Below are 23,840 nucleotides of genomic sequence, written 5' to 3' on the forward strand. Positions count from 1 at the left end.
GGCGCATACTGGTCGAAAAGCAGCGCGATTTCGCCAAGGCGCCGCCGGGCGCTGTGCTCGACGGCCGCGACATCGGCACCGTCGTCTGCCCCGATGCCGACATAAAACTCTATGTGACGGCCAGCGCCGAGGTGCGGGCAGAGCGGCGGCTGGCCGAGATCGAGAGCATCGGCGGCACCGCCGATTTAACTGAGATTCTGTCCGATATCCTGCGCCGCGACGAGCGCGACATGGGTCGCGCCGACTCGCCGCTGAAGCCGGCCGCCGATGCGCACTTGCTCGACACGTCGGAAATGGCTATAGAAGCCGCGTTTCTTGCGGCCAAAGCGATCATCGACGACGTTCTGGCCAAGAGAAACAAAGCCTGAGCCGGGTTTTCCTCCCGTTGCCGATTGCCGACAGCGAAAAGATACCCATATCGGGCATGAACCAGCCTGCCAGCATTTTTCATGCGCCGGAATTGCCGCTTAGGCGGCCAAGGGCTTTTGCAGCCCGGAACGCCGGCAGGCCAACGCAACGCTAACCCACGGCGCCCGCCCCGCTTGAGATGCGGGGCACTCCAGGAGAAACTATGTCAGTTGCAAACCCCACTCGCGATGATTTCGCGAGCCTGCTCGAAGAATCTTTTTCCGCCGGTCATTCCGGCGAAGGCCAAGTCGTCAAGGGCACGATCACCGCGATCGAAAAGGACATGGCTATCATCGACGTCGGCCTCAAGGTCGAAGGCCGCGTGCCGCTGAAGGAATTCGGCGTCAAGGGCAAGGACACGACGCTCAAGGTCGGCGACACGGTCGAAGTCTATGTCGAGCGCATCGAGAACGCGCTTGGCGAAGCGATGCTTTCCCGTGAAAAGGCCCGCCGCGAAGAGAGCTGGGTCCGTCTCGAAGAGAAGTTCACCAAGGGCGAGCGCGTCGAAGGCGTCATCTTCAACCAGGTCAAGGGCGGCTTCACCGTCGATCTCGACGGCGCCGTGGCCTTCCTGCCGCGCAGCCAGGTCGACATTCGCCCGATCCGCGACGTGTCGCCTCTGATGCACAATCCGCAGCCTTTCGAGATCCTGAAGATGGATCGCCGCCGCGGCAACATCGTGGTGTCGCGCCGCACCGTGCTCGAGGAAAGCCGCGCCGAACAGCGTTCGGAAATCGTGCAGAACCTCGAAGAGGGCCAAGTGGTCGAAGGCGTCGTCAAGAACATCACCGACTATGGTGCGTTCGTCGACCTCGGCGGCATCGATGGCCTGCTGCATGTCACCGACATGGCATGGCGCCGCGTCAACCATCCGACCGAAATCCTCAACATCGGCCAGACGGTCAAGGTGCAGATCATCCGCATCAACCAGGAAACCCACCGCATCTCGCTCGGCATGAAGCAGCTCGAGAGCGATCCGTGGTCCGAGATCGGAACGAAATTCCCGATCGGCAAGAAGATCAAGGGCACCGTCACCAACATCACCGACTACGGCGCGTTCGTCGAGCTGGAGCCGGGCATCGAGGGCCTCATCCACGTTTCGGAAATGTCGTGGACGAAGAAGAACGTGCATCCCGGCAAGATCCTGTCGACGACGCAGGAAGTCGACGTGGTGGTGCTCGAGGTCGATCCGGCCAAGCGCCGCATCTCGCTCGGCCTCAAGCAGACGCTCGAGAATCCGTGGCAGGCTTTCGCCAGCAGCCATCCGGTCGGCAGCCAGGTCGAGGGAGAGGTCAAGAACAAGACCGAGTTCGGCCTGTTCATCGGTCTCGAAGGCGATGTCGACGGCATGGTCCATCTGTCCGACCTCGACTGGACCCGTCCGGGCGAGCAGGTGATCGAGGAGTACAATCGCGGCGACATGGTCAAGGCGCAGGTGCTCGACGTCGACATCGACAAGGAGCGCATCTCGCTCGGCATCAAGCAGCTGGCCAAGGACACGGCCGGCGAGGCGGCGACTTCAGGCGAACTGCGCAAGAACGCGGTCGTCACCTGCGAGGTTACCGGCGTCAAGGATGGCGGTCTGGAAGTGCGGCTGGTCGACAGCGGCATCGAGACCTTCATCAAGCGCTCCGACCTCAGCCGTGACCGCGACGAGCAGCGCCCCGAGCGCTTCACGGTCGGCCAGAAGGTCGACGCCCGCGTCATCGCCTTCGACAAGAAGACCCGCAAGCTGCAGGTCTCGATCAAGGCGCTGGAAATCGCCGAGGAGAAGGAAGCGGTCGCCCAATACGGCTCGACCGACTCCGGCGCTTCGCTGGGCGACATCCTGGGTGCCGCGCTGAAGAAGCAGGGCAGCTAACAACGCCTCTGCCGCGCCCCTTGCGCGCGGCCCGTGACGAAAAGACCCCGCCGGAGCGATCCGGCGGGGTTTTTCTTTGGCCCGTGCTGAAGCGCTCAGGCCCTGCCATAAAGCGGCACCAGCGTGCCGCTCATCGCCAGATTGGCCGGCGAAGCGAGATATGCAATGGCCTCCGCGGCCGCTTCGAGGCTGACCCATTTGCCGAAATCGGCGGCCGGCATGTCAGCCCGGGTGGCCGGCGTATCGAGGGTCGAGGGCGCGACCGCATTGACCAGGATGCCCTTGCCCTTGAGTTCTTCCGCCATCGCCACCGTCATTGCCGCGACCGCCGCCTTGCTGGCGGCATAGGCGACCATGCCGGAACCGCGCCGCAGGTCGAGCCCGGCGCGCGCCGTGACATTGACGATGCGGCCCGACACGGAAGATTCCAGCATCGAACGTATCGCCGCGCGGCAGCACAGGAAGGTGGTGCGGGCGTTGGTGTCCATCATTTCGGCAAAGGACGCGGGCTCGATCTTCTCGACCGGCGCGGCGGTGAAGCCGCCGGCCAGATGGATGGATGCCCACAAATCCGTAACGCTGGCGTAGAACGCATCGACCTTGGCGGGGTCGGCGAGATCGACATTGTGCGCCAGCCTGACGCGCTCATGGGCCGGGAAGGGGAAATGCGCAGGCGCAGCAGCATGGGCATTGGGCACATGGCAGACCGCGCCCTGCTCCAGCAGTTTGCCGACAACCGCGCCGCCAAGCGCTCCGGTGCCGCCGGTCACCACAACATGCCTGCCGTCCAGTGTTTCCGTCATCTTTGACCGCTCCAGTCATTCTTCTGCTTGCGCCGCGCCGGTGGCGAACGTCGCGCCTTTCGCGCCGTCACTCAACTGAAATTTCGTTGACGCTAAATCATCCGACGGAGGTCAAGCCGCCGGCCATCCCTCAATGATCGCGTCCCATAGCAGACGGTCGCCCGTCACCGGCCGCGGGTTCCTGTGGGTCAACTTGTGCAGCCAGAAACGATCGAAGACCGCGCGATGTGCGGCTTCGTCAAAAGGGTTGAAGAGCTGCCATTGCAGTTCGTGTGGCTGCTCCGCACTGATTTGCGGCATGCGCAGGAAATCGCGTCGAAGCCGCCGGTGCAAAAGCAGCGAGGCCTCGAAATGGTAGGGGAACATGAAGTACTCATGAAGGTCGTCATATTTCTTCCAATAGTCCGCCAGGCCGTGAAGCACCGTTTCGACCAGCGGGTGTCCTTTGTGGGCGTGCATGAACCAGGTCTCCACCAGCCTTGGATGGCGGGTCGTCTCCCGCAGGATGTAGAAATCCTCGCGCTCGATTTCGGGTGGAACAGGCTGCCGCAGCAGGATCGTGGCGTCGAGCCATGTTCCGCCATGCCGATGAAGCAGGCTCAAGCGAATGAAATTGGAGAAATGCTGCCGGCTCATTCGGGCGCGTTTGTCCCAGACGTGGCCGGGCAGTTCGATATGGTTCTCGATGGTCCTGTCGTAGAGCACGACGAGTTGGCGATCGCCCTTGTTGCGCTGCACGGAGCGCAAACATGCCTTGACGATCGGCGGCGCCTCGTCGGCGCCTTGCTCCCAAAACTGCCAGATCGGACCGAGGCTGACGGCGGGCGTGCTGGCGGAGCACCATTGTGAATGGTCGACAGCAATGTGGCGAGCCCACCAAAGGCTCTTGCGAGCATAGGTCATGCAAAGCTTCGCGGCACGTCTGCGCACAGGCCAGGGCAAGGCGGGTGAAGATGCGGCCCAGCGCGCCGGGGCGAGATAGGGAGATGTCAGCGGATCGCGGATCGGCTTAAATTCGCTGAAAATCATCCGATAGTCACGACTTTTCCCGCCACGGTCAGTCGATCGCGATTTCGATGACATACGGCAGTCCGGTCGCCCGTGCACGCTCGAGTGCGTCCGCCAGATGACCGATGCCGGCGAGCCGCTCGGCGGCAATGCCATAGGCCTCGGCCAGCTTGCAGAAATCAGGCGGCGCCGGCGATACGCCGACCGGCTCGACGCCGACATCGAGCATCGAGGTTTCGATTTCGCGATAGCCACGATTGTTCCAGACGACGAAGATCACCGGTGCCGCAGCATCGAGCGCGGCACCCAATTCCGGCAGCGTGAACTGGAAACCACCGTCGCCGGTAAGACAAACGACCGGAGCATCAGGCACGGCAAGGGCCGCACCGATCGCGGCCGGCGGACCATAGCCGAGCGCGCCGAAGCCCGTGGCGGCGTTGAACCAGCCGCCCGGGCGGTCGTGATCGTAATAGAGATTGGCGGCATAGACCGGCTGTGTCGAATCGCCGACGATGATCGAGCCTGGCAATGTATCGCGGATCACCTCGACGGCGCGCGTTTGCGCCTGGAGACCCGGGCTGATTTCGGCGAACGCGGCTTGCCTGGTCGCAGCGGCGCGCGCCTGACCGTCGCCCGATGGTTGGCCGGTGCCGATTTCGGCAAATAGCGCCTCGAGGGCTACGCCACAATCGGCCTGGATCGAAATCGTTGCCGGTCGGCGGGCAAGCTGGTCGGCGCCGACGTCGATGCGGATGAGATTGGTAGGCAGGACAAAGCCGTCATCGCCATATCCGTCATAGTCGGTCGGGCCGAACTCGGTGCCAGCGGCGATGACCAGGTCGGCGTCGGCAATCAGCGCACGCACCGCCTTCAGGCTGGGGCTGGCCGGCACGGTAAGCGAATGGCGGTGCAGCAGGCCGCGGGCATTGGCGGTCTGAACCACCGGTGCTCCCAGCCTTTCGGCGAGGCGCTTCAACGGCGCTTCGGCTCTCTTGGCGCCGCCGCCGGCAAGGATCAGCGGTCGGCGGGCAGCCGCGCAAAGTCTTGCTGCCTCTGCTATCGCCGCCGCATCCGGTTCGGGCGGCGCTACATTCGTCAGCAAAGCCGCGATGCCGTCGGCCGGCTTGACCATAATGTCGGTTGGGATCTCGATATGGACCGGACCGGGACGCGAGGATGAAAACAGGGCGAAGGCGCGGGCGAGCACGCCGGGCAGTTCGCCAGCCTCAGTGACACGGTGCGAGAACAGCGCGACCTTCTCCATCATACCGCGCTGGTCGGGCAGCTCGTGCAGATGGCCGAGACCCTTGCCCAGCGTCGGCGTGGCGTTGACCCCCGAGATCACCAGCATCGGGACCGAATCGGCACGGGCCTGGCCCATGGCGGTTATGGTGTTGGTCAGCCCCGGTCCGGTGATGACGAAAGCGACGCCTGGCCTGCCGCCGGCGCGCGCATAGCCATCGGCCATGAAGCCGGCGCCTTGCTCATGGCGCGGCGTGACGTGGCGGATCTTCGAGCGCGCCAGCCCGCGATAGAGTTCGACCGTATGCACACCCGGAATGCCGAAGACGGTGTCGACATCATGGGCTTCGAGCAAAGTGATCAGGGCTTCACCGACAGTCGTCATTGTCTGAGCACCGGACGTGTGAGGCAAGTCGGGCCGCCCTCGCAGGCGATGCACAGCGCGTCCGCCTCGAAGGTCGAAACCCTGCAACCGGCGGCCGCCATGGCCGCCGCCGTCTTCGGGAAGCCGGCGACGGCGATCACGTCGCGCGGTGCGGTCGGCAGCACATTGAGGCTGAGACCGTTGGAGGCGAAGAACTCCTCGGCGTCGCCCTCGACCAGGCGAATGCCGCGCGCCCGCAGCATTTGGTAGAAGGCAGCCGGCAAAAGCGGTGCATAGACCAGCGCCAGATCGTCGGCCAGCGGACTGATCACCGACATCAGATGCAAGCAGGCCTCCTCGCCGTGCCAGAGCGGCAGGTCGTAACCGTAGACCTGGATACCCTTGGGTGTGAGCAGGTTGGCGAGTTGCTGGATACCGTCCTGGTTGGTGCGCATGCCGCGGCCGACGGCCAGCGTCCGTGAATCCATCCAGACGCAATCGCCGCCCTCGACCTGTCCGGGATGCTCGATGCGGCCGAGGATAGGCACGCCCATGCGCCTGTAGGCCGCCTCGTGCAAGCCGGGCTCGGCCCGGCGCAGCGCCTTGCCCATGGCAAGGATGATAGCGCCGTGGTCGGTCATCAGCGACGGATCGTGGGTGAAGACGGAATCGGCAAGCCCGTCGTCGGCGTCGGTCAGCCATTCGATCTCGGCGCCGGATGCCGAAACCAGCGTCGTCAGCGCCTCATGCTGGGCGGCGGCTTTTTGCGGATCGAAGCCCGGACCATAGTGCCATTCCGACGCTTCGGCGCGGTGCATGGCGCTTGCGGCGGACCGCATCAGCACGCGCTGCAGGGGTCCGGCCATGGACTGCGACCCGTATGCTTTACCCACCAAGTACTCCTGAAACATCCTATCCAGCCAATAGCTATTCAGCGAGCCGTGATCAATGGTCCAAAAAGCATGGTTGACGGCGGCAAGCGGAACGGTCCATCTTGAGAATAAGAAGTCTGTCCAGTGATGGGTAATGAGTAAAACATTCCAGCAGCGACGGGTCCAGCCGCTTCGTGAGGCACCGAAAAGGTGATGGCGCAAGGCACGGCCCCCGCCCTGAAGCACACGGCGCAGAACAGCGCCGCCGAAGCCATCCATGTCGAGAACCTGCACAAGAAATTCGGCGAACTGCATGTGCTGAAGGGCGTTTCGCTGTCGGCGCGCGACGGCGAGGTCATCGCCATCATCGGCGGCAGCGGTTCGGGCAAGTCGACGCTGCTGCGCTGTATCAATTGCCTGGAGGGCCCGACCAGCGGCATCGTCCGCGTCAATGGCGAGGAGATCCGGATGAAGGCCGACAGCCACGGTCACACCGTTCCCGCCGACCGCAAGCAGATCGAGCGCATCCGCTCCAAGCTCGGCATGGTCTTCCAGAACTTCAATCTGTGGAGCCATATGACGCTGATCGAGAACGTCATCGAGGTTCCGGTGCATGTTCTTGGCGTCAAGCGCGACGTGGCTATCGCCGACGCCGAAAAGCTGCTCGCCCGCGTCGGCCTGGCCGAAAAGCGCGACGTCTATCCGGCCTATCTGTCGGGTGGCCAGCAGCAGCGCGCGGCCATCGCCCGGGCACTGGCCATCAATCCGCGCGTCATGCTGTTCGACGAGCCGACCTCAGCGCTCGACCCGGAACTGATCGGCGAGGTGCTGAAGGTGATCGGCGATCTGGCGCGCGAGGGCCGCACCATGGTGCTGGTCACCCATGAGATGAAGTTTGCCCGCGAGGTCGCGACGCATGTCGTCTATCTCTACAACGGGTTGGTCGAGGAAGAGGGCCCGCCGGAGCAGATCTTCGGCGCGCCCAAATCCGAAAGGCTGAAGCAATTCATTCGCAACATCGGTTAAGCCGAGGCGGATGGACAAACGGGAACAACAGCAAACTGGGAGTTATTGAAATGAAGACCGTCCTTAAGACTTTTGCCGCAGCGCTATTGCTCGGTGTGGCAGCGATGGGCGTCGCCAAGGCCGAGCCGGTCAAGATCGGTGTCGCCGCCGAACCTTATCCGCCATTCACCTCGCCGGATGCCTCGGGCAAATGGGTCGGCTGGGAGATCGAATTCATCGACGCGGTCTGCGCCGAGCAGAAGCTCGATTGCGTCATCACCCCCGTCGCCTGGGACGGCATCATCCCGGCGCTGACGACCAAGAAGATCGACGTTATCGCCAGCTCCATGTCGATCACCGACGAGCGCAAGAAGACGATCGACTTCTCCGACAAATATTACAACACGCCGACTGCCATCATCGGACCGAAGGACCAGAAGTTCGGCGCTTCCCCGGAAGATCTCAAGGGCAAGATCATCGGCGTGCAAGTCTCGACCGTGCATGCCGACTACGTCAAGAAGCACTTCACCGAAGCCGCGGAAATCAAGGAATATCAGACTCAGGACGAAGCCAATCAGGATCTTGCCGCCGGTCGCCTCGATGCGGTACAGGCCGATTCCATCGCGCTCGATGCCTTCCTGAAATCGGATCAGGGCAAGCAATGCTGCGACCTGAAGGGCACAGTCGCGCCGGATCTGGCAATCCTCGGGCCCGGCGTCGGCGCCGGCGTCCGCAAGGAAGACACCGAGCTGAAAGAGAAGATCAACGCCGGCATCAAGGCAATCCGCTCCAACGGCAAATATGACGAGATTTCGAAGAAATACTTCGATTTCGACATTTACGGCGCCGATACACAGTCGAACTGAGCGCATCGCTGAGCGAGTAACCACACGGCGCGGACAGCGCGCCGTGTGGTTTCGCCGAAATCCACCCATGCAAGCTTTCCGCTGACGGCATAGCCGGCGGTTTTGGCGCCAGCAATTCGGGGGCGACGCTGATCGACGCATTTCTTCCGGCCTCTATGGCCCGCATCATCGAACTCCTTTCGCCGACGCCGCCTGGCTGGGGCGGAACGCTTCTGGTCGGACTGCTCCACTCGGTCGAGATCGCTGCCGGTGCGTTCGGTCTCGGCCTCGTGATCGGCATTTGCGGTGCGTATGGCAAGCTCTACGGCGGGCCCGTTGTGCGCGACCTGCTGGCGGTCTACACGACGATCGTCCGTGCCGTGCCGGAGCTGGTGCTGATCCTGCTGCTCTATTATGCCGGCACCGATTTGATCAACCAGCTGCTGACGGCAATGGGATATCAGCGCATTGATATCAGCGGGCTGGTGGCCGGCATTGCCGTGCTCGGCTTCGTCCAGGGCGCCTATTCGACCGAGGTGATGCGCGGCGCGATCCTTGCCATTCCGCAAGGCCAGATCGAGGCCGCAAGAGCCTTTGGCATGTCTCCCGGCCTCCTGCTGCGACGCATCACGCTGCCGGCGATGCTGCCCTTCGCTATACCAGGCCTTGCCAATCTCTGGCTGATCGCCACCAAGGACACCGCCCTGTTGGCGGTGGTCGGCTTCTACGAACTGACGTTGGCCACGCGGCAAGCGGCCGGCGTAACCAAAGCCTATCTTACATTCTTCCTCGCCGCAGGCGCGATCTATCTTCTGTTGACGCTGGTCTCCAATCTGATCATCGGCCGCATCGAGGTCCGGGCTCGGCGCGGCATGCCCTCCCTCAAGGAGGCGCGTTGATGGCTGGCGAAGCGATCATCGTCAATGTTGCCCGCGCGTCGCTGTGGCTGCAGCCGCACCGCATCATGCTGATCCTGATCGGGCTGGCGCTGGTTCTGGCCGCCGCCTTCTTCATGCGCTGGGACTGGCTGCCGCAATATTACCAGATGGGATTGCTCGGCATCTGGCGCACGCTATGGATTCTCGCCGTCACCTGTACACTGGGCTTCCTGTTCGCCGTGCCGCTCGGGCTTGCGCAGGCTGCCGGCCCTTTCTGGCTCGCGGCGCCCGCGAAGGCTTTCTGCACCGTCATCAGGGGAACACCGCTGCTGCTGCAGCTCTGGCTGCTCTACTATGGGCTCGGCTCGCTGTTTCCGCAGTACCCATGGATCCGCGAGTCATGGATGTGGCCGTATCTCAGGCAGGCGTGGCCCTACGGCGTCCTGGCGCTGACCTTGTCCTTCGCCGGCTACGAGGGCGAGGTGATGCGGGGCGCCTTTGCCGGGGTGCCGAAAGGGCAGTTGGAAGCGGCGCGCGCCTTCGGCATGAGCCGCTGGAAGATCCTCCGGCGGATCTGGCTGCCGCAAGCCTTCTACCGGGCGCTGCCGACGCTGACCGGCGAAACCGTGCTGCAGCTGAAATCGACGCCGCTGGTGGCGACCATCAGCGTGATCGACATATTCGCCGTCTCTTCCAAGGTGCGGCAGAGCACTTTCCTCACCTATGAACCCTTGCTGCTCCTGGCGTTGATCTATATGGCGATCACCGGCATCCTGGTCTTCGCCCTCGGCAAGATCGAGGCGCGGATCCCGAACAAGATCGGTTAAATTAGTAGGGGAGTAGGGCCAGCCACTATTCACATACACATTTCCATCCCATTCGCATTCACTGCTCACTATTCCCCTATTCCCTTACTCCCCTACTCCCTTACTCCCCTACTCCCTTAGGATCGCTACGATGCAACTCAGTCTCGACCAGGCGACAGGGCTGTGCCGGATGGCGGCGCTCGGCGCCGGTGCCAATGAAGAAGCGGCACAGTCGCTCGCAGCCTCCATCGTAGCGGCCGAGGCGGAGGGGCTGTCCACGGTCGGGCTGTCGCATTTCATCGACTATCTCGAAGCGCTGGAGGCCGGCCGCATCGACGGCAAAGCCGAGCCGGTCATCACCAGGCCGGCTTTGGCGATCTATCTCTCCGACGCGCGTGGCGGTCTGGCGCATACCGGCTTCGACCGCACGATCGACGGTCTCGCCAAGGCGGCGCGCCTGTTCGGCGTTGCCATCTTTTCGCAGAAGAACGCCTATACATGCGGCGCACTCGGCTATTTCACCGGGCGGCTGGCCGCGCAGGGGCTGGTGTCCTTCGCTGCGACCAACGGACCGGCCGTGCTTGCCGGCTCGGGCTCGGTCAAGCCGGTCTACTGCACCAACCCGATGTCCTTCGCCGCGCCCGCCGCCGACGGAGCGCCGCTGGTCATCGACCAATCGTCGAGCGCCACGGCTTTCGTCAACATCCGCAAGGCGGCCGAGGAGGGCAAGAAAATTCCCGAAGGCTGGGCCTTGGACGTCAGCGGCAACCCAACCACCGATCCCGCCGCCGCCATGAAAGGCGCGATGCTTGCCTTCGGTGGCCAGCGCGGCGCCAACATAGCGCTCATGGTCGAAGTGCTGGCGGCGGGCCTGTCGGGCGCCAACTGGTCGCTCGATGCACCATGGTTCACCGATGGACCGGACAGCCCGGGAACCGGCCTCTTCGTGCTGGCCGTCGAACCCAAGCTGCTCGATCCGGATTTCGAGAAGCGCATGAAGGACCAGCTCGACCGGTTGCGCCGCCGCTACGGCGTGCATGTGCCCGGCCGCGCCCGCGCCGAAGCGGCGGAGAAGGCGGCGGCACGGGGCATAACGGCGCCCAAGGCCGTGGTCCAACGTATCTCCGAATTCGCCGCCCGGTATTCTTCCTAAAAAGTTTGTCTGCGATTTTTTTCGCCGTCGTTGAACCTTTTTGCGCGGTGCCGCGACCAATGCCTGTCCGGGGTGGGGTTTGCCCGGGCGGTGACATCCGGTCGAATGTGTCCGGGGCTGGGGCGGGCGTCTCACGCCGTCCTGATACCGTCTCAGGTCAGGCCGCCTCGTCGGACCCTGACGCCGACCATGGAAGTCACCCGGAAAACCCCGCTTCGGCTGGGTTTTCTGCGTTCTTTCGTATCTGATAAGTTAACCTGCCTGTTTTGGTCAACTTTTGTTCATTTGACTTTGACCGAGGTGGTCGGGTGTTTGCGCGGAGCAGCAAAAGAGGAGCCTCGATGTCCGCAAGCACCGGCAATTCCAGCACAAGCCTTTTCGTCCCAGCCCTTGGCGGCCTCTATGCGGCGTTGCACACCGCCTCCGAAACTATCCTGCGTGCCGTGGCCGGCATCTTCCTCACCATCCATGGCTCGCATAAGATCACCGATCCGTTCGGCGCCGCCGAGATGGTCGAAGGCCTCGGCTTCTATCCCGGCGCATTTTGGTCCCTTCTCTTGGCATGCACCGAGTTCTTCGGCGGCATCTTCATCGCCATCGGCCTGTTGACCCGCCCGGCCGCCTTCGCCGGAATGTTCGTGCTTCTGGTGACGGTGTGGTTCCACTGGGTCACCATGGGCCAGGGTTTTTCCGGCGCCGAAAAGTCGCTGCTGTGGGCGGCAATCCTGTTCTTCTTCGTCATCCGCGGCGGCAACCGCCAATCGGTCGACGCACGCATCGGCAGGGCGTTCTGAACCAGCCGAAACAGAGGCATCGGCGTCAACGATCGCCCTTTGCCTTTGGCGCGAAACGGACTATGAAACGGCTTCAGCCTAGCCCCAGTAGATCTGGGCCCCAGTAAATCTGGAAAGCGCGCCGGAGCCAGCAATGACCGAAATCCTGCAGACCCCAAAGCTCGTCGTCGTGTTTGGCGGTTCCGGCTTTGTCGGCCGCCACGTGGTGCGGGCACTGGCCAGGCGCGGTTATCGCATCAGGGTCGCCTGCCGCCGGCCTGATCTCGCCGGCCATCTGCAGCCGCTCGGCAATGTCGGCCAGATCCAGCCGGTGCAGGCCAATGTTCGCGTGCGCTGGTCGGTCGACCGCGCCGTGCAGGGCGCCGACCATGTCGTCAACCTGGTGGCGATCCTGCATGAGAGCGGCCGGCAGAAATTCACGTCCGTCCACGAGTTCGGCACCCGCGCGGTCGCCGAAGCGGCGCGCGCCGTCGGCGCCGGCCTCACCCACATCTCGGCGCTGGGCGCCGATCTGAACGCGCAATCGGACTATGCGCGCACCAAAGCGCTCGGTGAAAAAGCTGTCCTGGAAACCATTGGCGATGCCGTCATCTTGCGGCCGTCGATCAATTTCGGGCCGGAGGACAGCTTCTTCAACCGCTTCGCCAATATGGCGCGATACTCGCCGGTGCTGCCGCTAATCGGCGGCGGGCAGACCAAATTCCAGCCGGTCTATGTCGGTGATGTCGCCGAAGCGGTGGCGCGCTCGGTCGACGGCAAAGTCCAGGGCGGCCGGATCTACGAGCTTGGCGGACCGCAGGTGCTCACCTTCAAGGAATGCATGCAGGAAATGCTTGCGATGGTCGACCGCAAGCGGCTTCTGGTGTCGGTACCGTGGTGGGTGGCGAACATGCAGGCATCGATCCTCGGGCTTTTGCCCAATCCGCTGCTGACCAAGGATCAGGTCCTGCAGTTGCGCGAGCATAACATCGTGTCGGACGCGGCCATCAGGGACAACAGGACGCTCGCCGGCCTCGGCATCCAGCCACAGTCGATCGGCAGCATCCTGCCGAGCTATCTCTGGCGCTACCGCGCCGCCGGCCAATTCCAGCGCAAGACGGCAGCCTAACACCAGCCAATCAGGCGCTCACTAAAAGCGCCGCGTGACCTGCATCGGCAGGCCGCCCTGCGGTTGCGTCGTCAGTTTCTGCACCGGCCACGGTTTGGTCTCGGCGGTGGTATCGAAGCGGAAACGCGACAGCATGATGGCCAGCGCGATGATCGCCTCCTGCATGGCAAAGCTGGCGCCGATGCAGACGCGAGGGCCGGCGCCGAACGGCAAATACTGGAAGCGGTCGATCTTCTCGCGATTTCCCGGATGGAAGCGTTCGGGCATGAAGGCGTCGGGCCTGTCCCACAGCTTGCGGTGGCGGTGGACGACCCACGGCATGACCAGCACCGCGGCGCGGCGCGGTATAGTGAGGCCGTTCCAGGTTTCGGGCTCGATCGGCTCGCGATTGATCGACGGCGCCGGCGGATAGAGCCTGAGCGCTTCGTCGAACGCGGCGCGGGTGAACGGCATGGCGTCGAGCCATTTTGTCGGGTCGGGCTCGCGCGCCAGCACGGCATCGATCTCGCGCTCGATCTTTTCGCGCTCCCAAGGCGCTTCGGCCAGGCAATAGAGCGTCCAGCCAAGTGCTCGCGCCGTGGTTTCGTGGCCGGCGCCGATGAAGGTGATGATGTTGTCCTCGACCTCGGCGCGCGTCAGCCCGTCCGGACCCTCCGCCTTGAGCAAAAGCGTGAGAAAATCCTGCGGCACCTTGTCCGGATCGCGCTTGACCCGCTCTTCGCGCATCTTGACGGTGTCGGTGACGATCTTGCGAAAATAGGCCATGGTCTTGCGGCCGCGGATGCGGGTCAGGCGCGGCAGCCATTCGGGTGCCCGCAACAGGTCGAGAGGATCAACCCGGCCCATGGTCTCGAACAACCGGTCGATCTCCTTGGCGAAGCTGCCCGGTTCGCCTGATATTTCGCCGGAAAACAGCGTCTCGGCCAGGATATCGAAGGTAAGCAGCGTCATGTCATGGGCGATGTCCGACGTGCCGCCGCCCTCGTAGCGCGTGACGAACTCCCGCGTGCGTCTCAGCATCGGCTCGGCAAAACCGAAGATATGGCGGGGTGTGAACACCGGCGCCATCGCCTTGCGTGAACGCCTCCATACCTCACCTTCGGCGGTCAGCAGGCCGTCGCGCAGGATCGGCCGCAGGATCATCTGGCGCACCGTCGCCATCTTGTAGTTTTTGGCGTTGTCGACCAGCACGTGGCGGATGAGGCCGGGGTCGTTGGCGATGACCAGCGGCCCGCCGATGCCAGTCACCGATATCCAGGGTTGGTTGTAGGTCGGCTCGCCCCACAGTTCGAGCGGGTTGCGGTAGACGATGCGGATCATCTCCAGCGTCGAAGGCGGCGACGTGCGTGGCTTCGGCGCCGGCGGGACGAAGGGGGCGGGCTGACTGTCCATGGCGTGCTCCGCTGGTGAACTCAATGTAGGGGCTGGCAAGGCAGCCGTCCATGCGGCCGAACGGCAAAGGCGAAGCATCCCGCTCCCGGGATGTGACCGGAGCACCGCAAAGTGCCTGCTTGTCGGAACAGGCCGGCCTGCTCCTGTTGCCGCCGCTCTGTTCCCAACACCGGCTCGACTTCTCGGGTCCGATGCCCCAACCGGCCAGACGTGCTCTTCCTCCATTCGGAAATGCTTGCAAACCTTGGAAAAACCGCCTTTTGCGCCTATATCTAGGGCATCAAGGACGCGCGATTCGGAGCCGATTTTTAGCGCTGGATATGCGGCATCAATCAGACAGGTTTTTATGAGCGATCAGATCGACAACGCTAGCGGCGCTGAGGCCGAGTACGGCGCCGATTCCATCAAGGTTTTGAAGGGGTTGGATGCCGTCCGCAAACGGCCGGGCATGTATATCGGCGATACCGACGACGGCTCCGGCCTGCATCACATGGTCTACGAGGTGGTCGACAACGCCATCGACGAGGCGCTGGCCGGCCATGCCGACCTCGTCACGGTAACGCTCAACCCCGACGGTTCGGTGACGGTCATCGACAATGGCCGCGGCATTCCGACCGATATTCACACCGGCGAAGGCATTTCGGCGGCCGAAGTGATCATGACGCAGCTGCATGCCGGCGGCAAGTTCGACCAGAATTCCTATAAGGTGTCCGGCGGCCTGCACGGCGTCGGCGTCTCAGTGGTCAACGCGCTGTCGGCCTGGCTGAAGCTGAAGATCCGACGCAACGGCCAGATCTACGAGATGAGCTTCACGCACGGCAATGCCGACGCGCCACTGAGGGTCACCGGCACCTACGAACAGCGCAAGGTTGCCGGCACCTATGAGGGGCGCAGCGGCAGCGAGATCACCTTTTTCCCGTCGTCCGAAACCTTCACCATGGTCGAGTTCGACTTCGGCACGCTGGAGCATCGGCTCCGCGAACTCGCCTTCCTGAATTCCGGCGTGCGCATCGTTCTGACCGATGCCCGCCATGCCGACGTCGTGCGCCATGAGCTGCACTATGATGGCGGGCTGGAGGAGTTCGTCAAATATCTCGACCGCGTCAAGAAACCGCTGATCGACAAGCCGATTGCCATCAAGGCCGAGCGCGACGGCATCACCGTCGAAGTCGCCATGTGGTGGAACGACAGCTACCACGAGAACGTTTTGGCCTTCACCAACAACATTCCGCAGCGCGACGGCGGCACGCATCTTGCCGGTTTCCGCGGCGCGCTGACGCGCCAGATAACCGGCTACGGCGACTCCTCGGGCCTCACCAAGAAGGAAAAGGTAGCGCTGATCGGCGACGATTGCCGCGAAGGGCTAACGGCGGTGCTGTCGGTCAAGGTTCCCGACCCGAAATTCTCCTCGCAGACCAAGGACAAGCTGGTCTCGTCCGAAGTCCGTCCGGTGGTGGAAGGACTCGTCAACGAGGCGCTCGGCACCTGGCTCGAAGAGCATCCTGCCGAGGGCAAGGTAGTCATCGACAAGGTCATCCAGGCGGCAGCGGCGCGCGAAGCCGCGCGCAAGGCGCGCGACATCACCCGCAAGAGCTCGCTCGGCGTCACCTCGCTGCCCGGCAAGCTGGCCGACTGCCAGGAACGCGACCCGGCGAAATCCGAAATCTTCATCGTCGAGGGCGACAGCGCCGGCGGCTCGGCCAAGGGCGGCCGTTCGCGCCAGAACCAGGCCATTCTTCCGCTGCGCGGCAAGATCCTCAATGTCGAGCGGGCCCGCTTCGACCGCATGCTTGGCTCCGACATGATCGGCACGCTGATCACCGCGCTCGGCACCTCTATCGGCAAGGACGAGTTCAACGCCGACAAACTGCGCTACCACAAGATCATCCTGATGACCGACGCCGACGTCGACGGTGCCCACATTCGCACCTTGCTGCTGACCTTCTTCTTCCGGCAAATGCCGGAGCTGATCGAGCGCGGCCATCTCTACATTGCCCAGCCGCCGCTCTACAAAGTGACGCGCGGCAAGAGCTCGCAATACATCAAGGACGAAAGCGCCTTCGAGGAATTCCTGATCGGCTCGGGGCTGGAAGAGGCGTCGCTTACGCTCAGCACCGGTGAGGTGCGGGCCGGACAGGACCTGCGCAGCGCCATCGACGATGCGCTGGCGGTGCGTCAGCTCATCAACGGGCTGCACACGCGTTACAACAGAGGCGTGGTCGAGCAGGCGGCGATCGCGGGCGCGCTTAACCCGGACGTTTTCGCCGACCTCGGCCGGGCCAACGATATGGCCGAGCGTGTCGCCCGGCGCCTCGACATCATCGCCGAGGACACCGAACGCGGCTGGACCGGCCGCATGTCGACCTCGAATGAAGGCATCGGCGGCTATGTGTTCGAGCGCACGGTGCGCAGCGTCAAGGAGTTCGCGCATCTCGATCTCGCGCTGATCAATTCCGCCGACGCCCGCCAGCTCGACCGTTATGCGCCGCGCCTGGCGGAGGTCTATGGCGAGCCGCCGGTGCTGCGCCGCAAGGATGTGGCCGAAACCATCTCGGGACCGCTGGCGCTGCTCAATGCCGTGTTTGCCACCGGCCGCAAAGGCCTGACCATGCAGCGCTACAAAGGCCTCGGTGAGATGAACGCCGAGCAGCTCTGGGAAACCACGCTCGACCCGAATGTGCGCTCGCTGCTGCAGGTCAAGGTCAATGACGCGACGGATGCCGACTCGCTGTTTTCGCGGCTGATGGGCGACGAGGTCGAACCCAGGCGCGAGTTCATCCAGGAAAACGCGCTGTCGGTCGCCAATCTGGATATTTGAGGTGTTGGCGTGCTCTGGCGCGCCAACACGTTTTTACGCTTTGGATCGTTTCTATGCTTGGGGGTCCATCGTCGGCGCTGCCTGACTTGGCTCGAATTTGCGGCCGAGGTCGACGGCGTCGCGCAACACGTCAATATGCGAGCGCGGCGTGCCGGCGGCTGCGGCGATCTCGACACCGGTAGCCTTCAGCGACCAGTAGAGCCTGTGCGTGAAGATGCGGCCAAGCGAACTGCGCAGCTCGACCTGAATGTTCTCCACGCCGGGGCCGAAATTTTCTGCCATCGGTCCCGAGATCGGGTCGCCCGTCAGCCAGCCATTGCCCCGGTCGAAGATGTTGGTCCAACGCGTCGCTGCAAACACCGCGCCATGATGCACCGCCCGCTGTGGCTTGCCCGAACGGCTGCGCCCTTCCTGGTAGAGGACGGTTCCACCGGCCGCCGTCTCGGCGATCGGTGGACATGCCGAGAACAGCCGCTCAGCAATGCCGCGCCTGAATTCGGCGAGATTGTAGGTCACCAGAAATTCGCTGTGAGTCAGCGGACTGCCGAGCGTGACGAAATCGCTGATCTTCCACGGCAATGGATGATCGGCGTCCCTGGAGCGGAGCTCACGGTAGAGCTCCCATTGGGCGCGCCGGAATCCGGAAAAATCATCCAAGCTGTCGGGCCAAGCAGAAATATCGGCGTTGAGCAGGGTCTTGTCGACGGCGCGGATCGCTTTCAGCCTCGCCTTGTCGCGGACGGCTTCCAGCTTTCGGGGCCTGAAATCGGCCCACAATATCTGCAGCAGATCATAGGCGATGATTGATCCCAGGCTGTGCGAGACCAGCACGATCCGGTCGTAGGCATCGTCCATCATGAGACGCCTCAGCAGTGTCAGGCCACGGTCGCGGACAAGCGCGCGCTTCTCGACCGTTGCCGCTTCGGCACGCACATAGGCGGCCACATCGCCGAAATAAGGCAGGCCAAACCGGTCCACCAACCAGATGACGAACGAGGCTAGGATCGTGACGAGCGTGCCCGTGGTCCAGGAAATATACCCTTGCGAGGCCGACATCGCGAGCACGAGCGCCGCGCACAGGACTGTTATGACGGCCAGAAGCGTGACGACATAGAGCCCGCGGGCATCGCGCGGAATGTCAGCGGGCTTGCGCCAGAGCAGATTTGTCACCCAGGCCGCAAGCCGGCCCCGCGTCGTGCCTTGGGTGATGTCGGCCCAATAAAGCTCGTAGAAATCGGTGCGGCGGCCATCGACATCGTAAGGGGTGGTGATCCGGCGAAGCTCGTGCGAGTTGGTCCGGCTGTCGGGCGTAATCCAGCTCTGGTTGATCTTCTCGCCGGCGGGCCCGCCCGGATCGGAGACACGGGCATAAAACGGCACTCGAGCGGGATCATGGCTCCAGACTGCCTGAACAAATTCCCTCAGCGTGCCCATGGGCCGCTGTTCGCCCATGCCATGCACGATCACCACAGCCTGACTAAGCTTGCGCGGCGCCTTATCCGGGGCCGGCGTACTGGCCGTGACCGGCGACGCAGCAGGATGAGGGTCGGACACCAGTGCCTCCGTTGGTGCAAATCCCGTCCAGAAATTACCTATCGTAGCTCTGAAACCTGCATGAGAGCAAAGGATGCTCGGGTCCAAGAAAGAGCCCGGCCCGGAGCCGGGCTTCTTCAGCGTATCAGGGCCGCGAAGCCGGATCAGTGATCCATGGCCTTGACGATCTCTTCGGTCATCTTCTTGGCGTCGCCGAGCAGCATCATGGTGCCGTCCTTGTAGAACAGCGTGTTGTCGATGCCGGCATAGCCGGAGCCGAGCGAGCGCTTGACGAACAGGCAGGTGCGAGCCTTGTCGACGTCGAGGATCGGCATGCCGTAGATCGGCGACGACTTGTCGTCGCGGGCGGATGGGTTGGTGACGTCATTGGCGCCGATGACATAGGCGACATCGGCCTGCGCGAATTCCGAGTTGATATCCTCGAGCTCGAACACCTCGTCGTAAGGCACGTTGGCTTCGGCCAGCAACACGTTCATGTGGCCTGGCATGCGGCCGGCGACCGGATGAATGGCGTATTTCACGTCGACACCGGCGGCCTTGAGCTTGTCGGCCATCTCGCGCAGCGCATGCTGCGCCTGGGCGACCGCCATGCCGTAGCCCGGCACGATGATGACCTTCTGCGCGTTCATCATCAGATAGGCGGCATCGTCGGCCGAGCCCTGCTTGACCGTGCGCTCGATGCCATCATCGGCAGTGGCGGAAGTCTCGCCGCCGAAACCGCCGAGGATGACCGAGATGAACGACCGGTTCATGCCCTTGCACATGATGTAGGACAGGATCGCGCCGGAGGAGCCGACCAGCGCGCCGGTGATGATCAGTGCCAGATTGCCGAGCGTGAAGCCGAGTGCCGCAGCCGCCCAGCCCGAATAGGAATTCAGCATCGAAACGACCACCGGCATGTCGGCGCCGCCGATCGGAATGATGAGCAGGACGCCAAGAACAAGCGATGCCGCCACGATCAGCCAGAACACCAGCTTGGACTCGCTGGTGACCAGCAGGACGATCAGCACGACCAGCGCGATGCCAAGCGCCGCGTTGATGAAGTGGCGGCCGCCGATCATGATCGGCTTGCCCGACATGCGGCCGTCGAGCTTGAGGAAGGCGATGACCGAGCCGGTGAAGGTGATGGCGCCGATGGCGACGCCGAGGCTCATCTCGATCAGCGCCTGGGCATGGATATCGGCGACCGTGCCGATGCCGAAACTTTCCGGCGCATAGATGGCGGCGGCGGCCACCATGACGGCGGCAAGGCCGACCAGCGAGTGGAAGGCGGCGACCAATTGCGGCATCGAGGTCATGGCGATGCGCCGGGCGGTGACCGCTCCGACGGAACCGCCGATCAAAAGACCGAGCAGAATGAGGCCGAAGCCGCCCGCCGAAGGGGTCGCCAGCGCCAACGTAGTGGCAATGGCGATGCCCATGCCGATCATGCCGTACATGTTGCCCTGACGGCTCGTGGTCGGGTGCGACAGGCCGCGCAATGCCAGGATGAACAGGATGCCGGAGACCAGATAGAGGAAGGAGGCAAAGTTGGCGTTCATGTCGCTCTACTTGTCCTTCTTCTTGTACATCGCCAGCATGCGCTGGGTGACGAGAAAGCCGCCGAAGATGTTGACCGAGACCAGCATGAGCGCGACGAAACCGAAGCCGGTGGCGATGCCTGACGCCGAGATGCCGACGGCAAGCAGCGCGCCGACGACGATGACCGAGGAAATGGCGTTGGTCACGGCCATCAGCGGCGTGTGCAGCGCCGGCGTGACGGACCAGACGACGTAGTAGCCGACGAAGATCGCCAGGACGAAAATGGCGAAGCGGAAGACGAAGGGATCGATCGCCCCGCCGGACAGCGCATGCGCGGCGTCGCCTGCCGCTTCAGTGCCGCCAGGCGCAGTGGCCAGATCCTGCACTGCGAGCCGGACGGCGGCGGTCGCCTGGTCGAGCTGGTCGAGGGCTTTCTGCAAGGTCTGGTCCATCACGCGATCCCTTTCGACTTATTAGCGGGCGATTTGGGTGCGGCATGTTTCTTGGGTGGTGCGGCCGATTTCTTTGCAGCAGCCGGTTTCTTTGCAACTGCGGGTTTCGCAGGCTCAGCCGAGGCGATCATCACCGCCGGCTTGCCGGCGAAGGCCGGATGCACGACCTTGCCGCCATCGGTCAGCATCGTCGCCTTGACCAGCTCATCGTCGCGGTTGATGGCAAGCGTCTTCGTGGTCTTGTCGACCAGCGTCTCGATGAACGCAAAGAGGTTCCTGGCATAGAGCAGCGAGGCGGATGCGGCGACGCGGCCCGGCACGTTGAGATGGCCGGCGATCTTTACCCCGTTGGCCGTGGTCACCACCTGCCCGGGCGCCGCGCCCTCGACGTTGCCGCCGCGCTCGACCGCGAGGTCGATGATCACCGAGCCCGGCTTCATCGAAGCGACCATCGCCGCCGAAACCAGCTTCGGCGCCGGACGGCCGGGGATCAGCGCGGTGGTGATGACGATGTCCTGCTTGGCGATGTGCTCGGCGGTCAGTGCCGCCTGCTTGGCCTGATACTCCTTCGACATTTCCTTGGCGTAGCCGCCAGCCGTCTCGGCCGCCTTGAACTCCTCATCCTCGACCGCCAGGAACTTTGCGCCCAGCGAGGCGACCTGTTCCTTGGCGGCGGGGCGCACGTCGGTGGCGGTGACGACGGCGCCGAGCCGTCGCGCGGTGGCGATGGCCTGCAGGCCGGCGACGCCGACGCCCATGATGAAGACCCTCGCCGCCGGCACCGTGCCGGCCGCCGTCATCATCATCGGCAGCGCCCGGTCATATTCGGCAGCCGCGTCGATCACTGCTTGATAGCCTGCGAGGTTCGCTTGGCTGGACAGGACATCCATGGATTGGGCGCGGGTGATGCGCGGCATGAACTCCATCGAGAAGGCGGTGACGCCGGCCCTTGCCAGAGCGGCGACACCGGCATCGTTGCCGTAGGGATCCATGATGGCGATGACCGCAGTGCCCCGGCGATAGGCCTTCAGCTCCGCTTCATCAGGCCGGCGCACCTTCAGCACCACGTCGGCCTTGGCGACATCGCCGGCCTTACCGATCGCAGCGCCCGCCTTGGCAAACTCCTCGTCGGGAATGCGCGAGGCAGTGCCGGCCCCGCTTTCGACGATTAGGTCGAACCCCAGCCCCGCCAGCCGCTTCACCGTATCCGGCGAGGCAGCAACGCGCGGCTCGTTCGCATCGAGCTCACGAGGGATGAAAACCGTCTGTCCCACCGCATGATCCTTTCGGCTGGAACCTGTCTGCGCAGGACGCCGGCCGGACTTCCGGCGATGTCATGGGCAAGGGTTTTGAAGGGCAAGGGGTTTTGAAGAATTTACCGGAGAATGAAGGCGCCGACGGCGAGGATCAGAACGAACAGGATAAACCCCGAGAAGAAGCCTCCCGCAAAAAAGCCGAAAGCCATTGCCAGCAGCACGGCGAGGCAAAAGAGCGATCCGTATTTCGCGAGCCTGAGGAAGCCTGCATAGGTCCGATCATGCTCGGCATAGTCCATCTTCGCGCCCAGTTCGACAGGACCGGTCGGCGTGTGATCAGCCATAGGAATACCCCTTCGAAGACATCTTTCAGGCACATAGCGAAAAGCCGGGCCGAGGGCAATGGCGCTATTGCCGCATCGCCGGAGACAACAGCCTCAAAGGAAAATTGAAGCCGCCAGATGCACGAGGATACTCCGGAGGCGACCGTGGCTGCCGCCTGGCGCTTGCTTGCCGGCTAACGCTCGCCCGCGCCAGCCGGCATTTTCAGCCGGCGAGCTGTGGAAACAACCCGAGCAAGCCGACGACGATCAGATAGAGCGCGACGATGTAGTTGAGAAGTCGCGGCATCACCAGGATCAGCACGCCGGCAATCAGCGAGATCAGCGGAGTGAGTGCGAGCGTGGAAATGGTCATGTCGGTTCCTTTCGATAGAATTGCCGTCAACGCTATGCAGTCGACGTCGTTCGTGCGCCACCGGCGCGCTTGCCAGAACGCCGAAGCGGCCGGAAAGCTCCAGCCGCGCTCTAAAAATTGCCAAATGTCAGGCGGCTTCGCGATAGTATTTGGCTGTCGGCAGGATGGTCAGCGGCGCGAGTTCTCCGGCGCTAGGTGTCTCGAACAGCATGCGCTGCTCCATCGGCGTCGAACGGAAGAACGGGAAACGGGAGAAAGACCGTTCGCGGATGGCGCTGACGTTGGCGCTGTAGAGCACGACCTTGTAATTCAGGCCCGGATAATCGCGCAACTCGCCAATCTGCTCGGAACAGTAAATGCGACGGTAGAAGCCTGCATGGTCCGGGCGAATGGTGGAGAGGCAGTAAGGCGCGTCGAAGTAGAAGCATGCCATGCCGGCGAGGCGCAGCGTCAGATACGGAATCTGCGGATAGACCCGTGACCAGTCCGGATCAGCGGCAAAGCGGCTGGGGTCGGCAAAATGCGCACCGGACGCCAGCATAGGGCGCAAAATGTCGCCATAGACCGTCGTGGAAGGCGACTGCGGCGTGGCGCTGCAGGCATGGTGAATGCGCAACGTGCTGACCAGAACACCGTCGATATAGATTCCGAACTTGGAGCAATTGGCCGCTTCGTCGAGCTCGTCATGCACAATATGGTCGGGATTTTCCGGGACCATATCGCTCAGACGATATGACTTGTAGCGCAGGCGGTAAATGTCCTCGAGGTCTTCGCCCTTGTCGCATCGACGGTATTCCGTCCGCTCGAGCATCGCCGAGACATTCCTAGCAAAGCTGGACATAGTGTCGGACGCATCATTCCCGTCCGCACCCGCCGCCTGGCGAGGCGAAATCAACTCAACAACCATAAACTCAATCCCCGGAACTGCCGCCGCGATCAACACTACGGCGGGGTCGTACGATGTAAAGATGAAAACAGGATAGGGGTCATTTACCAGTCATTAA

22 protein-coding genes are annotated in these 23,840 nt (G+C 63.3%); 10 read left to right on the forward strand and 12 right to left on the reverse strand.

Annotated features, from left to right (window positions below; genetic code table 11):
* Window positions 1–368, forward strand: a 368-nt coding sequence (locus tag E5W87_RS05745) for a d(CMP) kinase (RefSeq protein WP_292394836.1), incomplete at its 5' end; no start/stop codon positions are given.
* Window positions 369–571: 203 nt separating this feature from the next.
* On the forward strand, window positions 572–2,269 hold the full coding sequence (gene rpsA, locus E5W87_RS05750) for a 30S ribosomal protein S1 (protein ID WP_127206017.1): 1,698 nt from the start codon (window positions 572–574) through the stop codon (window positions 2,267–2,269).
* 95 nt (window positions 2,270–2,364) lie between these two features.
* On the opposite strand, the gene E5W87_RS05755 is transcribed toward rpsA, so the two are convergent.
* The 4 genes from E5W87_RS05755 to E5W87_RS05770 form a co-directional block, all read right to left on the reverse strand.
* Window positions 2,365–3,072 carry an SDR family NAD(P)-dependent oxidoreductase gene (locus tag E5W87_RS05755; RefSeq protein WP_292394838.1) on the reverse strand — a complete coding sequence of 236 codons (708 nt, stop codon included), beginning with the start codon at window positions 3,070–3,072 and terminating at the stop codon, window positions 2,365–2,367.
* 111 nt (window positions 3,073–3,183) lie between these two features.
* A complete protein-coding gene (locus E5W87_RS05760; protein WP_292394840.1) occupies window positions 3,184–3,975 on the reverse strand; it encodes a capsular polysaccharide synthesis protein in 792 nt (263 codons plus the stop codon).
* A 154-nt stretch (window positions 3,976–4,129) separates the two neighbouring features.
* Window positions 4,130–5,707 carry a 5-guanidino-2-oxopentanoate decarboxylase gene (locus E5W87_RS05765; RefSeq protein WP_292394842.1) on the reverse strand — a complete coding sequence of 526 codons (1,578 nt, stop codon included), beginning with the start codon at window positions 5,705–5,707 and terminating at the stop codon, window positions 4,130–4,132.
* Window positions 5,704–6,552, reverse strand: coding sequence for a dimethylarginine dimethylaminohydrolase family protein (locus E5W87_RS05770; protein ID WP_292394924.1), 849 nt, complete (start codon window positions 6,550–6,552; stop codon window positions 5,704–5,706). The genes E5W87_RS05765 and E5W87_RS05770 overlap by 4 nt, the downstream gene beginning before the upstream one ends.
* A gap of 219 nt (window positions 6,553–6,771) precedes the next feature.
* Here E5W87_RS05770 and E5W87_RS05775 point away from each other — a divergent pair, with 219 nt between their 5' ends.
* The 7 genes from E5W87_RS05775 (at window position 6,772) to E5W87_RS05805 (ending at window position 13,147) form a co-directional block, all read left to right on the forward strand.
* Window positions 6,772–7,584: an ABC transporter ATP-binding protein gene (locus E5W87_RS05775; protein ID WP_292394844.1), complete on the forward strand. Its 813-nt coding sequence runs from the start codon at window positions 6,772–6,774 to the stop codon at window positions 7,582–7,584.
* 50 nt (window positions 7,585–7,634) lie between these two features.
* A complete protein-coding gene (locus E5W87_RS05780; RefSeq protein WP_292394846.1) occupies window positions 7,635–8,429 on the forward strand; it encodes a transporter substrate-binding domain-containing protein in 795 nt (264 codons plus the stop codon).
* Between the two features lie 155 nt (window positions 8,430–8,584).
* A complete protein-coding gene (locus E5W87_RS05785; protein ID WP_292394848.1) occupies window positions 8,585–9,307 on the forward strand; it encodes an ABC transporter permease in 723 nt (240 codons plus the stop codon).
* Entirely contained in the window at window positions 9,307–10,113 is an 807-nt protein-coding gene (locus E5W87_RS05790; protein WP_292394850.1) for an ABC transporter permease, read from the forward strand. The genes E5W87_RS05785 and E5W87_RS05790 overlap by 1 nt, the downstream gene beginning before the upstream one ends.
* A gap of 130 nt (window positions 10,114–10,243) precedes the next feature.
* Window positions 10,244–11,245: an Ldh family oxidoreductase gene (locus E5W87_RS05795; protein ID WP_292394852.1), complete on the forward strand. Its 1,002-nt coding sequence runs from the start codon at window positions 10,244–10,246 to the stop codon at window positions 11,243–11,245.
* A gap of 341 nt (window positions 11,246–11,586) precedes the next feature.
* Window positions 11,587–12,039: a DoxX family protein gene (locus E5W87_RS05800; RefSeq protein ID WP_292394854.1), complete on the forward strand. Its 453-nt coding sequence runs from the start codon at window positions 11,587–11,589 to the stop codon at window positions 12,037–12,039.
* Between the two features lie 133 nt (window positions 12,040–12,172).
* The gene (locus E5W87_RS05805; RefSeq protein ID WP_292394856.1) at window positions 12,173–13,147 is read left to right on the forward strand and encodes a complex I NDUFA9 subunit family protein; all 975 of its coding nucleotides are present in this window, start codon (window positions 12,173–12,175) and stop codon (window positions 13,145–13,147) included.
* A gap of 21 nt (window positions 13,148–13,168) precedes the next feature.
* Here E5W87_RS05805 and E5W87_RS05810 read toward each other — a convergent pair whose 3' ends face one another.
* On the reverse strand, window positions 13,169–14,539 hold the full coding sequence (locus tag E5W87_RS05810; protein WP_292394858.1) for a cytochrome P450: 1,371 nt from the start codon (window positions 14,537–14,539) through the stop codon (window positions 13,169–13,171).
* A 346-nt stretch (window positions 14,540–14,885) separates the two neighbouring features.
* Here E5W87_RS05810 and gyrB point away from each other — a divergent pair, with 346 nt between their 5' ends.
* A complete protein-coding gene (gene gyrB, locus E5W87_RS05815) occupies window positions 14,886–17,357 on the forward strand; it encodes a DNA topoisomerase (ATP-hydrolyzing) subunit B (protein WP_292394860.1) in 2,472 nt (823 codons plus the stop codon).
* A gap of 51 nt (window positions 17,358–17,408) precedes the next feature.
* On the opposite strand, the gene E5W87_RS05820 is transcribed toward gyrB, so the two are convergent.
* The 7 genes from E5W87_RS05820 to E5W87_RS05850 all read right to left on the reverse strand — a co-directional run bounded on the left by E5W87_RS05820 (window position 17,409) and on the right by E5W87_RS05850 (window position 23,743).
* The gene (locus E5W87_RS05820; protein WP_292394862.1) at window positions 17,409–18,911 is read right to left on the reverse strand and encodes a hypothetical protein; all 1,503 of its coding nucleotides are present in this window, start codon (window positions 18,909–18,911) and stop codon (window positions 17,409–17,411) included.
* A 143-nt stretch (window positions 18,912–19,054) separates the two neighbouring features.
* Window positions 19,055–20,452 (reverse strand): NAD(P)(+) transhydrogenase (Re/Si-specific) subunit beta, encoded by a 1,398-nt coding sequence (locus E5W87_RS05825; RefSeq protein ID WP_292394865.1) that lies wholly within the window; start codon window positions 20,450–20,452, stop codon window positions 19,055–19,057.
* 6 nt (window positions 20,453–20,458) lie between these two features.
* Window positions 20,459–20,887 carry an NAD(P) transhydrogenase subunit alpha gene (locus E5W87_RS05830; protein WP_189644465.1) on the reverse strand — a complete coding sequence of 143 codons (429 nt, stop codon included), beginning with the start codon at window positions 20,885–20,887 and terminating at the stop codon, window positions 20,459–20,461.
* On the reverse strand, window positions 20,884–22,158 hold the full coding sequence (locus E5W87_RS05835; RefSeq protein WP_292394867.1) for a Re/Si-specific NAD(P)(+) transhydrogenase subunit alpha: 1,275 nt from the start codon (window positions 22,156–22,158) through the stop codon (window positions 20,884–20,886). The genes E5W87_RS05830 and E5W87_RS05835 overlap by 4 nt, the downstream gene beginning before the upstream one ends.
* A 101-nt stretch (window positions 22,159–22,259) precedes the next feature.
* Window positions 22,260–22,484 (reverse strand): aa3-type cytochrome c oxidase subunit IV, encoded by a 225-nt coding sequence (locus E5W87_RS05840; protein ID WP_292394869.1) that lies wholly within the window; start codon window positions 22,482–22,484, stop codon window positions 22,260–22,262.
* 202 nt (window positions 22,485–22,686) lie between these two features.
* Window positions 22,687–22,836 carry a DUF3096 domain-containing protein gene (locus tag E5W87_RS05845; RefSeq protein WP_065006071.1) on the reverse strand — a complete coding sequence of 50 codons (150 nt, stop codon included), beginning with the start codon at window positions 22,834–22,836 and terminating at the stop codon, window positions 22,687–22,689.
* A gap of 127 nt (window positions 22,837–22,963) precedes the next feature.
* Window positions 22,964–23,743, reverse strand: coding sequence for a hypothetical protein (locus tag E5W87_RS05850; protein WP_292394926.1), 780 nt, complete (start codon window positions 23,741–23,743; stop codon window positions 22,964–22,966).
* Between the last annotated feature and the right edge of the window lie 97 nt (window positions 23,744–23,840).

The organism is Mesorhizobium sp. (genome assembly GCF_004962925.1).
Lineage (GTDB): Bacteria > Pseudomonadota > Alphaproteobacteria > Rhizobiales > Rhizobiaceae > Mesorhizobium.

Coding starts and splice junctions, on each gene's coding strand:
- E5W87_RS05755 (WP_292394838.1), bottom strand. CDS start 3,072: ATGACGGAAACACTGGACGGCAGGCATGTTGTGGTGACCGGCGGCACC.
- E5W87_RS05810 (WP_292394858.1), bottom strand. CDS start 14,539: ATGGACAGTCAGCCCGCCCCCTTCGTCCCGCCGGCGCCGAAGCCACGC.
- E5W87_RS05850 (WP_292394926.1), bottom strand. CDS start 23,743: ATGGTTGTTGAGTTGATTTCGCCTCGCCAGGCGGCGGGTGCGGACGGG.
- E5W87_RS05800 (WP_292394854.1), top strand. CDS start 11,587: ATGTCCGCAAGCACCGGCAATTCCAGCACAAGCCTTTTCGTCCCAGCC.
- E5W87_RS05775 (WP_292394844.1), top strand. CDS start 6,772: ATGGCGCAAGGCACGGCCCCCGCCCTGAAGCACACGGCGCAGAACAGC.
- E5W87_RS05780 (WP_292394846.1), top strand. CDS start 7,635: ATGAAGACCGTCCTTAAGACTTTTGCCGCAGCGCTATTGCTCGGTGTG.
- E5W87_RS05765 (WP_292394842.1), bottom strand. CDS start 5,707: ATGACGACTGTCGGTGAAGCCCTGATCACTTTGCTCGAAGCCCATGAT.
- rpsA (WP_127206017.1), top strand. CDS start 572: ATGTCAGTTGCAAACCCCACTCGCGATGATTTCGCGAGCCTGCTCGAA.
- E5W87_RS05825 (WP_292394865.1), bottom strand. CDS start 20,452: ATGAACGCCAACTTTGCCTCCTTCCTCTATCTGGTCTCCGGCATCCTG.
- gyrB (WP_292394860.1), top strand. CDS start 14,886: ATGAGCGATCAGATCGACAACGCTAGCGGCGCTGAGGCCGAGTACGGC.
- E5W87_RS05845 (WP_065006071.1), bottom strand. CDS start 22,836: ATGACCATTTCCACGCTCGCACTCACTCCGCTGATCTCGCTGATTGCC.
- E5W87_RS05805 (WP_292394856.1), top strand. CDS start 12,173: ATGACCGAAATCCTGCAGACCCCAAAGCTCGTCGTCGTGTTTGGCGGT.
- E5W87_RS05785 (WP_292394848.1), top strand. CDS start 8,585: ATGGCCCGCATCATCGAACTCCTTTCGCCGACGCCGCCTGGCTGGGGC.
- E5W87_RS05760 (WP_292394840.1), bottom strand. CDS start 3,975: ATGACCTATGCTCGCAAGAGCCTTTGGTGGGCTCGCCACATTGCTGTC.
- E5W87_RS05770 (WP_292394924.1), bottom strand. CDS start 6,552: ATGGCCGGACCCCTGCAGCGCGTGCTGATGCGGTCCGCCGCAAGCGCC.
- E5W87_RS05795 (WP_292394852.1), top strand. CDS start 10,244: ATGCAACTCAGTCTCGACCAGGCGACAGGGCTGTGCCGGATGGCGGCG.
- E5W87_RS05790 (WP_292394850.1), top strand. CDS start 9,307: ATGGCTGGCGAAGCGATCATCGTCAATGTTGCCCGCGCGTCGCTGTGG.
- E5W87_RS05840 (WP_292394869.1), bottom strand. CDS start 22,484: ATGGCTGATCACACGCCGACCGGTCCTGTCGAACTGGGCGCGAAGATG.